The organism is Brevundimonas sp. 'scallop' (genome assembly GCF_011045535.1).
Lineage (GTDB): Bacteria > Pseudomonadota > Alphaproteobacteria > Caulobacterales > Caulobacteraceae > Brevundimonas > Brevundimonas vesicularis.
The window spans coordinates 2,913,023-2,927,133 of sequence record NZ_CP039382.1 but is presented as its reverse complement, the minus strand read 5'-3'; the positions used below and the strand labels follow the sequence as shown (position 1 = coordinate 2,927,133).

The window sequence follows — 14,111 nt, the reverse complement described above, 5'->3', positions numbered from 1 at the left end:
GCTGTGGTTTTCAGCCGGCCGCGATGGGCCCGGACGTAATTGGAATCCGCCGCACCTGGCGCTCGGCCTCGGGCCGGATCAGGTCGACGTGGAGCAGGCCGTGCTCCAGTCGGGCGCCCTCGACTTCCAGCCCGTCGGCCAGGACGAAGTTGCGAACGAAGCCGCGCGCCGCGATGCCGCGATGCAGAAAGGCCTGTTCACCCCTGCCGGCGTCGTCGCGCTTGCCGGCGATGGTCAGCTGGCGGCCGTCCAGGGTGATGGCCAGTTCGTCAGGCGCGAACCCGGCGACGGCCAAGCTGATGCGGACGCCCGCATCGCCGATCTGTTCGACATTGTAGGGCGGATAGCTTTCGGCCGCGGCCTTGGCGGCGCGGTCGATCAGGGCGCGGGTGTGGTCGAAGCCCAGCAGAAAGGGGCTGTCGAACAGGAGGGTGCGCGTCGTTGTCATCTGGGGTCCTTGCGTCAGCGACCGAGCGGTCGGTCTCCCGCAATCGGCAAGACCGTCCGTCACAGATGAAGATGGGGGCTGGCGAGGGCGGGATCAACCGGCAGCGCCTGTGGGGTCAGTGGATGGCCTCGCCGTGCTGGGTATAGTCCAGCCCCTCGACCTCTTCATCCTTGGTGACGCGCAGGCCCGTGGTGAACTTGCAGATCATCAGGACGACGAAGGTGCCCGCCGCACTCCAGGCGATGACGCCGACCAGGCCCACGGCCTGTTTCCACACGGTGGCCCCCTCCGACAGGGCGTTGACGGTCGTGGTGGCGAAGACGCCGGTCAGCAGGGCGCCGACGATGCCGCCCACGCCGTGAACTCCGAAGGCGTCCAGGCTGTCGTCGTATTTCAGCGCGTGCTTCAGCCAGACCGCGCCCGCATAGCAGGCCGGGCCGCCGATCAGGCCGATGAAAAAAGCGCCCTTGGGATCGACGAAGCCGGCGGCGGGGGTGATGGCGACCAGACCGCCGACGACGCCCGACAGCAGGCCAAGCAAGGTCGGGCGCTTGCGGTCGAACCATTCGATGGTCATCCAGCCCAGGGCTGCGCTGCCGGCGGCCAGGATCGTATTGAACGCGGCTGTGGCGGCCAGCGCGTCCGCCGCGCCCGCCGATCCGGCGTTGAACCCCAGCCAGCCGACCAGCAGCAGGCCGGTGCCGATGGCGCTATAGACCAGGTTGGCGGGGGCCATGTTGTCGCGCCCGAAGCCGTGGCGCGGCCCCAGCACCAGGGCGCAGACCAGGCCGGCGATCCCGGCGTTGACGTGGACGACCGCGCCGCCCGCAAAGTCGAGCACGCCCAGCCCGCCAAGATAGCCGCCGCCCCAGACCTGATGACAGATCGGCGCATAGACGATCAGGTGCCACAGGCCAAAGAACAGCAGGCTGGCCGAGAACTTCATCCGCTCGGCGAAGGCGCCGGCGATCAGGGCCGGGGTGATGATGGCGAAGGTCATCTGGAAGCTGACGAACAGCAGTTCGGGCAGGCCGGGCAGCAGGCTGTGGGCCGTCTGGGCCGTCACGCCGTTCAGGAAGGCCGCCTGCACCCCGCCGATGAAGCCGTTGATCGCGTCCGGTCCCTTGCCGAACGACAGGCTGTAGCCGACCAGGAACCACAACACCGAGACGATGGCGAAGGCGGCTGCCGACTGGGCGACCACGCTGATGATGTTCTTCTTCCTGACCATGCCGCCGTAGAACAGGGCCAGGCCGGGCAGGGTCATCAGTAGCACCAGCGCCGTCGAGGTCAGGATCCAGGCGGTCGCCGCCGTATTGATGACCAGCGGCGACTGATGCGCCAGCAGCGCCGGGGCCGCCAGGGCCGGTGAGGCGAAGGCCGCCGCCCCGGCGACGAGCGTGACGGCGAGGGCGGCGGATCGGGTCATGGCGGCTTTCTAAGGCAGGCGGTTCGGTGTCAAGCGGAGGTCTTCAGGCGTTCCGTGCGGGCGACGATGTCGGTCAGGGGCACGATGCGGACGAAGCGTTTCAGGCTGTTGTCCCAATCCGCCAGCAGACGCCGCGCAAGGGGCGAGGCCGTCGCGGCCAGATGGGCCTCGATCAGGCCCTTCAGTCGATCGGCCGCCTGTGCGTCAATGTCGGTCACGCCCGCCAGGTCGCCGTTCAGGGCGCGCTCGGCATGGCCCGGCTGGTCCAGCACGAACAGCTCGCCGCCGCTCATGCCCGCCGCCAGGTTCCAGCCGACCGAACCCAGGACGACCACGCGTCCGCCGGTCATATATTCGCAGCCGTGCGCGCCAAGGCCCTCAACCACGGCCTCGGCGCCGGAGTTTCTGACCGCAAACCGCTCGCCCGCCGCGCCGGCGACGAACAGACGGCCGGAGGTCGCCCCATACAGGGTGGTGTTGCCGCAGATCAGCTGATCCTCGCGCCATTCCGGCGTGCGGATCGAGATTTCGGCCCCCGACAGCCCCTTGCCGACATAGTCGTTGGCCTCACCCGTCAGGTGCAGTTCCAGACCCTTGGCCGCAAAGGCGCCGAAGCTCTGACCTGCGATGCCTTCCAGCCGCAGCTTCAGCCGGCCCGCCGGGCCTTGCGCGCCGAAGCGGCGCACGATGGCCGAGGACAGGGCCGCGCCGACCGTGCGCTGGGTGTTGTTCAGCGGATAGGACAGCTCCAGCGTCTGGCCGCGATCCAGGAAGCGCACGGCGTCCTTCAGCACGGCGGCGTCCAGGCTGTCGGCGATGGGCTTGCGCGTCGTCTTATCGGCCCATTTGCCGGCCGCGCCCTCGTCCACCTGAACCAGCAGGGGGTTCAGGTCGAGGTCGTCCAGGTGCGAGCCGCCGCGACGGACCTGACGCAACAGGTCGGTGCGGCCGATGATCTCGTCCATCGTCCGGGCGCCGATGGAGGCCAGGATCTCGCGCGTCTCTTCGGCGATGAAGGTGAACAGGTTCACGACCTTGTCGGGCGTGCCGGTGAACTTCTCGCGCAGCCGCTCGTCCTGGGAGCAGACGCCGACGGGGCAGGTGTTCGAATGGCACTGGCGCACCATCAGACAGCCCATGGCGATCAGGGCGGCAGTGCCGACGCCGTATTCCTCGGCCCCCAGCATGGCGGCGATGACCACGTCGCGGCCTGTGCGGACCCCGCCGTCGGTCCTCAGCGTGACCGAGCCGCGCAGATTGTTCAGCGTCAGCACCTGATGGGCCTCAGCCAGTCCGATTTCCCACGGCAGGCCGGCGTGCTTGATCGAGGTCTGGGGCGAGGCGCCGGTGCCGCCGTTGTGGCCGGCGATCAGGATGGCGTCGGCGTTGGCCTTGGCCACGCCCGAGGCGATGGCGCCGATGCCCGAGGCGGACACCAGTTTCACCGTCACCCGCGCATCGGGGTTGATGGCCTTCAGGTCGTAGATGAGCTGAGCCAGATCCTCGATCGAATAGATGTCGTGGTGCGGGGGCGGCGAGATCAGGGTCGTGCCGGGCACGGCGTGGCGCATCCGGGCGATGAACTCGGTGACCTTGAAGCCGGGCAACTGCCCGCCCTCGCCGGGCTTGGCGCCTTGCGCGACCTTGATCTCGATCTCGCGGCACTGGTTCAGATATTCGGCCGTGACGCCGAACCGGCCCGAGGCCACCTGCTTCACCGCCGAGTTGGCGTCGTCGCCGTTCGCACGCGGGTGATAGCGTTCGGGATCCTCGCCGCCCTCGCCCGAGACCGAGCGGGCGCCGATGCGGTTCATGGCGATGTTCAGCGTCTCGTGCGCCTCGGGGCTAAGCGCGCCAAGCGACATGGCCTGGGTCAGGAAGCGACGACGGATGTCCGACACGCTCTCGACCTGGTTCAGCGGGATGGGCGTGCCTTCGCGGAAGTCCAGGAGGTCGCGCAGGGACAGGTCGGCCTGGGCGCGGACGACTTCGGAGAACTGCTTGAAGCGGCGGTAGTCGCCCCGGTTGCAGGCGTCCTGCAGCAGGTGGATGGTCTTGGCCTCGTGGGCGTGGGCTTCGCCGCCCGAACGGATCTTGAAGAAGCCGCCGATGGCTGGGGAAGGGACAGCCTCGCCCCAGGCGATGCGGTGCCGCTTCATCGCCGCCTGCTCCAGACCGGCCAGGCCGATGCCGGAGATGCGCGACGGGGCGCCGGGGAAGAACTCGGCGGTCAGGGCGCGCGACAGGCCCAACACCTCGAACTCGCAGCCGCCGCGATAGGCGGAGATTACGCTGATCCCCTTGCGGGCCAGGGTCTTCAGCAGGCCCGCCTCGATGCCGGCCTTGTAGTTCAGGCAGGCGTCGCGCAGCGTCAGGCCAGGATACAGGCCCCGGTCCAGACGCTCCTGGAACAGGTCCTGGGCCAGCCAGGCGTTGACGGTGGTGGCGCCGACCCCGACCAGGACCGCGAATCCGTGCGGGTCCAGCGTCTCGGCGGTGCGGACCACGATCGAGCAGTAGGAGCGCAGGCCCGCCTTGGTCAGGCGGCCGTGGACCCCGGCCGTGGCCAGGATCATCGGCGCGGCCAGACGATCCGCCGAGCCGGCCTGGTCGGTCAGCACGATCAGGGCGGCGCCGTCGCGGGCGGCGGCCTCGGCCTCGTCCATGATCCGGTCCAGGGCGGCGCGCAGGCCGGCGCCCGGACGGGCCTCGTCCGAGGGAACGTCATAGCTGCAGTCGATGACCACGGTGGAGCCGGCGCCGACCGTGTCGATCATCCGCTCGTACATGCCGTTGGTCAGGACGGGGCTGTCCAGCACGAAGACGTCGGTCTGGGCCTCTTCCTCGGCCAGGATGTTGCCCAGATTCTTGAACCGAGTCTTCAGGCTCATGGCCCCTGCTTCACGCAGCGGGTCGATCGGCGGATTGGTGACCTGGCTGAAGTTCTGGCGGAAGTAATGCGACAGCGGGCGGGGCAGGGCCGACAGCACCGCGGGCGGGGCGTCGTCGCCCATGGAGCCGACCGCCTCCTTGCCGTCGCGGACCAGAGCGTCCAGCAGCAGGTCGAGGTCCTCGCGGCTGTAGCCGGCGGCGATCTGACGACGGGTCAGGGCCTCGCCCGAGGCTGAGCGCGGCTCCGGTCCGGGGCCGATGATCGGCTCCAGATCGACCATATTGTCCAGCCACTCGGTATAGGGGTGGGCGGCAGACAGGGCGTCGATGGCCTCATGCTCGTCATAGACGCGGCCATGCTTCAGATCGACGGCGATCAGCTTGCCGGGGCCGATGTGCAGGCGGCGCTTCACCCGGCTCTCGGGGATCGGCACCAGGCCGGCTTCGGAGCCCGCCATCAGCAGACCATCGACCGTCTCGACGGCGCGCAGGGGACGCAGGCCGTTGCGGTCCTTGCCCGCCACGATCCATCGGCCGTCGGCGGCGCAGATGGCGGCGGGGCCGTCCCACGGCTCCATCACCGCATTGCAATAGGCGTAGAAGGCCCGGTGTTCGGGCGGCATGACCACGTCGTCTTTGGCCCAGGCCTCGGGGATCAGCAGGGCCTTGGCCATCGGCGCGGGGCGACCGGCGTGGACCAGCACCTCCATGACATTGTCCAAAGCGGCGCTGTCGGACCCGCCCGGCTGGACCACCGGCTTCACCTCGCCGTCGCGGTCCCCGAAGGCGCCGGCCGCCATGCGGATTTCGTGCGACTTCATCCAGTTCAGATTGCCCTTCAGCGTGTTGATCTCGCCGTTGTGGGCCATCATCCGGAAGGGCTGGGCCAGCTTCCATTCGGGGAAGGTGTTGGTCGAATAGCGCTGGTGGAAGACCGCGTAGGCCGAGACGAAGCGCGGGTCTTCCAAGTCGGGATACAGGTCGCCCAGCAGCTCGGCCCGCACCATCCCCTTGTAGGCGATGGAGCGCGCGGACAGGGTGCAGATATAAACGCCGGCCAGGTTCTCGGTCTTGACCGTCTTTTCGATGCGGCGGCGGCACAGATACAGCTCGCGCTCCAGCGCCTCGCCATCTAGCGGCTGTCCGGCGTCGTCCAGCGGCGGGGCCAGCATGATCTGTTCGATCTCGGGCCGGGTCGCGCCGGCCTTGGTCCCGACGACCGACAGGTCAATGGGCGTCTGGCGCCAGCCATAGATCCAGAAGCCGGCGCGCAGGGCCTCGGTCTCGACGATGGCGCGGGCGCGGTCCTGGGCGCCCAGATCGGTGCGCGGCAGGAAGACCTGGCCGACGCAGATCGGGCCGGGACGCAGGGACTGACCGATCGAGGCCACCTGTTCGGCGAAGAAGCCTTGCGGCAGCTCGGCCATGATGCCGGCCCCGTCGCCCGATAGGCCGTCAGGATCGACCGCGCCACGGTGGGCCACGGCCTTCAGGCTGCGGATCGCATATTCGACCACGTCGCGGCGCGGCGTGCCGTCGATGGAGCAGACCAGGCCCACGCCGCAGGCGTCGCGCTCGGAGGCGCGGTCATAGGCGTTGCCGGCTTCCAGCCGGTCGCGGGTGTCGTTGTACTTGTCTAACCAGGTCATGCCGCGACCTCCTCGGTGCGGGTCTTGAAGTAGCGATCGATCTCGGCGGCGGCGTCCTGGCCTTCGCGGACGGCCCAGACGACGAGCGATGCGCCGCGCACGGCGTCGCCGGCGGCGAAGACGCCGGGCAGGCTGGTGGCGAAGCTGATGGAGCCGACCTTGATGGTGCCGTCGTCGCGCAGGCGCAAATCGGCCTCATGCGCCGCGAACGGCTCGGGCGAGAAGCCCAAGGCCTCGATGACGATGTCGGCCGGCACGTCGAAGTCGGCGCCGGGCACGGGCACGATGTCGCGACGCTGGCCGGGAGCGGCCTCGGTCAGTTGCATCCGCGCGGCGCGCACGCCCGTGACCTGGTCGCCTTGCGAGAGCAGGGCCTTGGGCGCGGCCAGCCATTCGAAGACGACGCCCTCTTCCTCGGCGTTGACGACCTCGCGGGCCGAGCCCGGCATGTTCTCGCGGTCGCGACGATACAGGCAGGTGACGCTGGCCGCGCCTTGCCGGACGGCGGTGCGGACGCAGTCCATGGCGGTGTCGCCGCCGCCGATGACGACGACCCGCTTGCCGCGCGCCTCGTGCCAGCCGTCCTGTTCGGCGTCGCCCAGGTCGCGCCGGTTCTGATGGGTCAGATAGGACAGGGCGGCGACGGTCGAATCCGGCCCGCGACCGGGAGCGGACAGGATGCGCGGCTGATAGACGCCCATAGCTAGCAGGACGACGTCGTGGCGGGCGCGCAGCTCGGTCAGAGTCACGTCCTTGCCGACCTCGCAGCCCAGAACGAACCGGACGCCGCCGTCGATCAGCCGATCCACGCGACGCTGCACGACGTGCTTTTCCAGCTTGAAGCCGGGGATGCCGTAGATCAGCAGCCCGCCGGCGCGGTCGTGACGGTCATAGACCGTGACCTGATAGCCCTCGCAGCGCAGGCGGTCGGCGGCGGCCAGACCGGCCGGGCCGGCGCCGACGATGCCGACGGTTTCGCCGCGTTCGGCCGCCGGGCGGATCGGCTCGACCCAGCCGTTGGCGAAGGCCTGGTCGCCCAGCCAGGCCTCGACCGAGCCGATGGTCACGGCGTCCCAGCCGGACTGGTTCAATGTGCACGACCCTTCGCACAGCCGGTCCTGCGGACAGATGCGGCCGCAGATTTCGGGCATGGTCGAGGTCAGGGACGCCACCCGCCAGGCCTCGCGCGGCTCGTTCTCGGCCGATAGGCGCAGCCAGTCGGGGATGTTGTTCTGAAGCGGGCAGGCGTTCTGGCAGAAGGGCACGCCGCAGTCGGTGCAGCGCGACGCCTGTTTCTCGGCCGTCTCGGTGGAGGGCGGAATCGTGATCTCGCCGAAACCGCGTGCGCGCAGTTCGGCCGAGGCCTTGGACAGGCGGCGGGGTTCGACGACGAATGTCCCGCCTTGCTTCAGGGTCTTGTGCATATCTCGCATATGCCGCAAACGACGCGTTAGAGGCAAATATTATTGCCGCGAGGCGTTCTCAGCGAAACAAAAAGAATAAATCATCCAATCTGACGCGTTTCTTCGTCAAAAGTTGCTGATGTTGGCCGTTTGCGCCGCAACAGGATTTTGTTCCAGGGGTGCGACAATAGGAACCGGCGCAGTCTCGAGGCGTTCGAAGGACTGATTTCAGCAGACCACAGAGAGTGCGCCCATGCCCCGATGGACAACCCCGACCGGCCTTGGGGGATGGCTGACCTTGATGCTCGGGGTCCTGCTGGCCGTGATCGGTCTGGTTCTGACGGTCGGCGGCGTTCAGCTCGCGATGCTGGGCGGCTCCTGGTATTATCTGATCGCGGGCCTGGCGCTGATCGTGTCGGGCCTTCTGCTTGTCTATCGCGACGTGCGTGGGGCCTGGCTCTATGGCGCGGTCTTCGTCGCCACAGTGATCTGGGCGCTGTGGGAGAAGGGCCTGAACGGTTGGGCCATGATCCCACGCCTGGTCGGGCCGCTGGTGCTGATGTTCCTGGTGGTGGCGACCCTGCCTGTTCTGCGTTCGCGCGGCGGCGGCAAGACGGCGGGCCTCGGCGCGCTTGGTCTGGCGGTCCTGACGGTCGTGTTCGGCCTGGTGGTCGGTCAGATCAACGCGCCTGGCGTCGACAGCCCAGTGCCCGGCGCGCGCGGACCGTTCGGCGATCCCGCCCTGACCAAGGCCGGCATGGACTGGCCCGCCTATGGCGGATCGGACGCGGCCCAGCGCTATTCGCCGCTGAATCAGATCAACAAGACCAACGTCCGGCAGCTGGAGCGGGCCTGGACCTTCCGCACCGGCGATCTGCCCGGCGAACGGTTCGGCGCCGAGACCACGCCGCTGAAGATCGCCGACACCGTCTATCTCTGCTCGGGTCGCAACAAGATGTTCGCCCTGGACGCTGACACAGGTCGGCAGAAATGGGCCTATGATCCCAAGGTGGCGGACGAGCAGATCCCCTACACCGCCGCCTGCCGGGGCGTGACCTATTACGCCACACCCAACGTCGACCAGGCCCAGCCCTGCGCGACGCGCATCATCGAAGGCACGCTGGACGGCCGGATCATCGCGGTCGATGCGCGCACCGGCGTGCCTTGCCCCGCCTTCGGAACCAACGGCGCCGTCAGCATCAAGGAAGGGATGGGCAATCCCTATCCCGGCATGGTGTCGATCACCTCGCCGCCCGTCGTCGTGCGAGGTGTCATCGTCACGGGCCATCAGGTGCTGGACGGCCAGAAACGGTGGAACGCCTCGGGCGTCATCCAGGGCTATGACGTCGTCACCGGCCAGCTGCGCTTCGCCTGGGACATGATGCGTCCCGACATCACCACCGCTCCGCCGGCCGGTCAGACCTATACGCCGGGCACGCCGAACATGTGGACGACGGCGACGGGCGACGAAGCCCTGGGCCTGGTCTATCTGCCGATGGGCAACTCGGCCGCCGACTACTATTCGTCGCTGCGCCGGCCCCAGGAGAACCAGTATTCCAGCGCCCTGGTCGCGCTGGACGTCACGACCGGCAAGCCGCGCTGGCGCTATCAGACCGTCCGCCGCGACGTCTGGGACTATGACCTGGGTTCACAGGTGACGCTGGTCGACATGCCGACCGCAGGGGGCGTGACGCCGGCGGTGATCCTGCCGTCCAAGCGCGGCGAAATCTTCGTGCTGGATCGCCGCACGGGCCAGCCCCTGCACGGCGTTCAGGATCGTCCGGCCCCGCGCGGCGGCGTCGAACCGGCGCAGCGTGCGGCGACCCAGCCCTATTCGCTGTTCAACACCTTGGCCAAGCCTGACCTGCGCGAAGTCGACATGTGGGGCATGTCGCCGATCGATCAGATGATCTGCCGCATCCAGTTCAAGAAGGCGTCGTATCAGGGCCAGTTTACGCCCCCGACCGCCGACCGTCGCTTCATCGAATATCCGGGCTACAACGGGGGTTCGGACTGGGGCAGCGTGGCGCTGGACCCGCGTCGCGGCGTGATCATCGCCAACTATAACGACATGCCCAACTACAACCGTCTGGTGCCGCGCGCCGAGGCGAACAAGCTGGGCTGGTTCCCCCGCGACGACCCCCGCTATCAGGAAGAAACGACCGGCGAGGGCGCCAAGGCCGAGGGCGCGGGCGATCCGCAGATGGGCGTGCCCTATGCGATCGACGTCAACGCCGGCTGGCGGATGCCCTTCACCGGCCTGCTGTGCAAGGAGCCTCCGTACGGCGGCATCCGCGCCATCGACGTGCAAAGCGGCAAGACCCTGTGGGATCGTCCGTTCGGCACGGCGCGCAAGAACGGCCCGTTCGGCATCCCCTCGATGCTGCCGCTGGAAATCGGCACGCCGAACAACGGCGGCTCGGTGGTCACGGCCGGCGGCTTAATTTTCATCGCCGCAGCGACCGACGACCTGATCCGCGCCATCGATATCGAGACGGGCAAGACCGTCTGGTCCGACGTCTTGCCCGCCGGCGGCCAGGCGAACCCGATGATCTACGAACAGAACGGCCGCCAGTATCTGGTGATCGTCGCCGCCGGCCATCACTTCATGGAAACGCCGGAGGGCGATTACGTCATCGCCTATGCGCTGCCGCAGCGCGGCTGAGGTGACGAAGCACCAATCTCCCTCCCCCACGGGGGAGGGTGGTCGCGCCAGCGACCGGGTGGGGGCGGCTCGGAAACGAGCCGCCTTTTCTCATTCAGCGGGATGTCGCCAGCCGCCCCCACCCGGCCTCGCCTTCGGCTCAGCCACCCTCCCCGAACGGGGAGGGAGAGCGTGCGCGACCTACGGCCTGATCTGGCCCTGGCCGCGCACCACATACTTGTAGGTGGTCAGTTGCTCGGCCCCGACCGGGCCGCGCGCGTGCAAGCGATTGGTGGAGATGCCGATCTCGCCGCCGAAGCCGAACTCGCCGCCGTCGGCGAACTGGGTCGAGGCGTTGATCAGGACGATGGCGCTGTCGACCTTGGCGGCGAACCGTTCGGCGGCGTGGGCGTCTGTGGTGACGATGGCCTCTGTGTGGCCCGAGCCGTAGCGGGCGATGTGATCGGTGGCGGCATCCAGATCGTCCACGACGCGGACGGCGAGGATCGGGGCCAGATATTCGGTGGTCCAGTCGGCCTCGGTCGCGGGCGTCATGGCGGGGACCAGGGCGCGGGCGTGGGCGTCGCCGCGCAGTTCGCAGCCGGCGGCGATCAGGTCGGCGGCGACGGGCGGCAGCAGGAGCTGGGCCGCCGCCCGGTCCACCAGCAGGGTCTCGGTAGCGCCGCAGACCGAGACGCGGCGCATCTTGGCGTTCAGGACGATGGCGCGGGCGGTCTCAAGATCGGCGGCCTCATGCAGATAGGTGTGGTTCAGGCCTTCCAGGTGGCTGAGCACGGCCGTTCGCGCCTCGGCCTGGACGCGGGCGACCAGGCTCTTGCCGCCGCGCGGCACGATGACGTCGATGGCGCCGTTCAGCCCGGTCAGCATCAGGCCCACGGCTTCGCGATCGGGGGTGTCGACCAATTGCACCGCATCGGCGGGCAGGCCGGCTTCGGCGAGGGCTTCCGCGATCAGGGCGGCGATGGCCAGGGAGGACTGAAGGCAGTCCGAGCCGCAGCGCAGGATGGCGGCATTGCCCGAGCGGATGCATAGGGCGGCGGCGTCGGCGGTGACGTTGGGGCGGCTCTCGTAGATCACGCCCAGCACGCCGATGGGGGTGCGGACGCGGGCGATGTCCAGACCGTTGGCGGGGGTCCAGCGTTCGGTCTCGACGCCCAGCGGATCGGGCACGGCGGCGATGGTCGCCACCGCCTCGGCCATGCCGGCGATGCGGGCGGGGCTCAGCGACAGCCGGTCGATCAGGGCCTCGGTCATGCCGTTGACGCGGGCGGCCTCGACATCGCGGGCGTTGGCGGCGAGCAGGGCGGGTTCGGCGCCCGTCAGTTTCGCGGACAGGCTTTCCAGCGCGCGGGTGCGGGCGGCGGCCGGGGCTTCGCGCAAGAGCACGGCTGCGGCGCGGGCGCGCTGGCCCAAGTCGAGCATTCGGGTCGAGAGGTCGGTCATCGGTCGTCCAGCACCATGTCGTCGCGGTGGATCAGAACCGAGGCCCCGCGATAGCCCAGCAGGGTTTCGATCTCGTCCGAGCGGCGGCCGCGAAGGCGCGCGGCCTCGTCGGCGGCATAGGCGGCCAGCCCCACCCCGACGGCGCAACCGTCCGGGTCGATCAGACGCACGCAGTCACCCTTTTCGAAAGCGCCGGAGACGCCCGTGACTCCGGCGGGCAGCAGGCTCTTGCCCGCCTTCAGCGCCGTGACGGCGCCGGCGTCCAGCGTCAGGACCCCCGTTGGCGACAGGCTGCCGGCGATCCACTGTTTATAGGCGGCCATCGGCCCGTCGGGGGCCGCGATCAGGGTGGCGCGGGCGCCGTCGCGGATGGCGCTGAGCGGCGACAGGGTCTGGCCCGAGGCGATGATGGTGGCGCAACCCGCCGAGCGCGCGATCTGGGCCGCCGCCAGCTTGGTCGCCATGCCGCCGGTTCCGACGCCCGCATCCGCATTGGCGCCCCCGCCCATGGCCAGGATGTCGGGGCTCAAGGTCTCGATCAGGGGCAGATGGGCGGCGTTCGGATCACGGCGCGGATCGGCGGTGTACAGGCCATCCACGTCCGACAGCAGGATCAGCAGATCCGCCCGCGCCAGCTGGGCCGTGCGCGCCGCCAGCCGGTCGTTGTCGCCGTAACGGATTTCCTCGGTCGCCACCGTGTCGTTCTCGTTGACGATGGGGATGACGCCGTGGGTCAACAGGGCCTCGACGGTCGCGCGGGCATTCAGCCACCGCCGACGGCGTTCGGTGTCGTCGCGCGTCAGCAGAACCTGGCCCGCGATCAGGCCGTGCGGCGCCAGGGCCTCGGACCAGGCCGCCATCAGCAGGGACTGTCCGACCGAAGCCGCCGCCTGCTTGTCCTCCAGCCGTGCGCCCAGCGCGGGCAGCCGTCCCCGGCCCAGGGCGATCGAGCCGGACGAGACGACGATGACCTCGCGCCCTTCGGCCTTCAGCGCCGCCAGGTCCGAGGCGACGGCGGCCAGCCAATCACGCGTCGGCTGACGCGTGGCCGCGTCGATCAGCAGGGAGGATCCGATCTTGACCACGACCCGCCGGGCGGCGCCCAGCGCCGACGCAGCGTTCGGGCCGACGGGGAGGGCGGCGCGCTGGGACATGAAGCTTTCTCTAACGCCACGGTTCGGGCTTGTCTCTTGCCGTGTCTCGCCGCAATGCAGACGGATGATGGAATCCCTTTCCCCCATCGCCGCAGGCGGTCTGGGCAGTCTGGCGGCGGGCATGATGACGGCGGTGGGCGCCGTGCCTCTGCTGTTCTTCCGCAAGGCGGGGGTGCAGACCCAGAGCGCCCTGCTGGGATTCGCCGCCGGGGTCATGCTGGCGGCCTCCTTCTTCTCGCTGATCATCCCCGGCGTGGACGTGTTGCAGGCGGGTGGGGCCAGCCAGGCGGCGGCGGCCGGCGTCATGGGGGCGGCGGTGCTGATCGGGGCGACGGTGATCGGCCTGATGAACCGGTTCGCGCCGGTGGACATGCTGGCCATCGGACCGGCGGGATCGCGCGACCTGTCGCGGCGCATCTGGCTGTTCATCATCGCCATCACCCTGCACAACTTCCCCGAGGGGGCGGCGGTGGGCGTCAGCTTCGGCGGCGGCGACATGCATCAAGGGCTGTCCACGGCGCTCGGCATCGGCATCCAGAACATGCCGGAGGGGCTGGCCGTGTCGGCGGCGATGGCGACCCTGGGATACGGCCGCTGGCCGGCCTTTGCGGCAGCCTTGGCTTCGGGCCTGGTCGAGCCGGTCGGCGGGCTGATTGGCGCCAGCGTGGTCGATCTCTTGCCCGGCGCCCTGCCGTGGGGGCTGGGCCTGGCGGCGGGCGCGATGATCTATGTCGTCACCGCCGAGATCATTCCCGAGACCCGCGAGAAGTCCAAGGGGGAGGGGTCGATGATCGGCCTGATGATCGGCCTGGTCGGTATGATGTTCCTGGACATCGCCCTGGGATGACGGCGGCGAAACGCGGCGTGACCGCGCAGCGGGGCGTTACATCGATTTACATGGCAGGCGGGGGTTGAAGCCGTCGGGGCCGAGAGGCTAGGCCTCTCGCTTCGCTGCTCGATTGTCCCCCGAAAGGAGCGCCAGCCTAAATGACGCGACCTCTCAAGCCTGCGGCTTCCCGTAGAAATTT

General features: G+C 69.2%; 8 protein-coding genes. 2 read left to right on the top strand and 6 right to left on the bottom strand.

What is annotated here, in order from left to right:
- Nucleotides 1–10 precede the first annotated feature (10 nt).
- The 4 genes from E4341_RS14685 to E4341_RS14670 form a co-directional block, all read right to left on the bottom strand.
- Nucleotides 11–448, bottom strand: a complete 438-nt coding sequence (locus E4341_RS14685) for an Hsp20 family protein (protein WP_165118275.1) — start codon at nt 446–448, stop codon at nt 11–13.
- Between the two features lie 115 nt (nt 449–563).
- Complete coding sequence (locus tag E4341_RS14680; RefSeq protein ID WP_165118273.1) at nt 564–1,877, bottom strand: ammonium transporter; 1,314 nt, start codon at nt 1,875–1,877, stop codon at nt 564–566.
- Nucleotides 1,878–1,906: 29 nt separating this feature from the next.
- Nucleotides 1,907–6,418 (bottom strand): glutamate synthase large subunit, encoded by a 4,512-nt coding sequence (gene gltB, locus E4341_RS14675; protein WP_165118271.1) that lies wholly within the window; start codon nt 6,416–6,418, stop codon nt 1,907–1,909.
- Nucleotides 6,415–7,842 carry an NAD(P)-dependent oxidoreductase gene (locus E4341_RS14670; protein ID WP_165118269.1) on the bottom strand — a complete coding sequence of 476 codons (1,428 nt, stop codon included), beginning with the start codon at nt 7,840–7,842 and terminating at the stop codon, nt 6,415–6,417. The genes gltB and E4341_RS14670 overlap by 4 nt, the downstream gene beginning before the upstream one ends.
- A gap of 232 nt (nt 7,843–8,074) precedes the next feature.
- Between E4341_RS14670 and E4341_RS14665 the strand changes: the two genes are divergently transcribed.
- A complete protein-coding gene (locus E4341_RS14665) occupies nt 8,075–10,486 on the top strand; it encodes a membrane-bound PQQ-dependent dehydrogenase, glucose/quinate/shikimate family (RefSeq protein WP_165118267.1) in 2,412 nt (803 codons plus the stop codon).
- Between the two features lie 180 nt (nt 10,487–10,666).
- Here E4341_RS14665 and E4341_RS14660 read toward each other — a convergent pair whose 3' ends face one another.
- Together E4341_RS14660 and proB are read right to left on the bottom strand one after the other, a co-directional pair.
- The gene (locus tag E4341_RS14660; protein ID WP_165118265.1) at nt 10,667–11,929 is read right to left on the bottom strand and encodes a glutamate-5-semialdehyde dehydrogenase; all 1,263 of its coding nucleotides are present in this window, start codon (nt 11,927–11,929) and stop codon (nt 10,667–10,669) included.
- Complete coding sequence (gene proB / locus E4341_RS14655) at nt 11,926–13,083, bottom strand: glutamate 5-kinase (protein WP_165118263.1); 1,158 nt, start codon at nt 13,081–13,083, stop codon at nt 11,926–11,928. Before proB ends, E4341_RS14660 begins: the two co-directional genes overlap by 4 nt.
- Nucleotides 13,084–13,150: 67 nt before the next feature.
- Here proB and E4341_RS14650 point away from each other — a divergent pair, with 67 nt between their 5' ends.
- Entirely contained in the window at nt 13,151–13,930 is a 780-nt protein-coding gene (locus E4341_RS14650) for a ZIP family metal transporter (protein ID WP_045809883.1), read from the top strand.
- Nucleotides 13,931–14,111 lie beyond the last annotated feature (181 nt).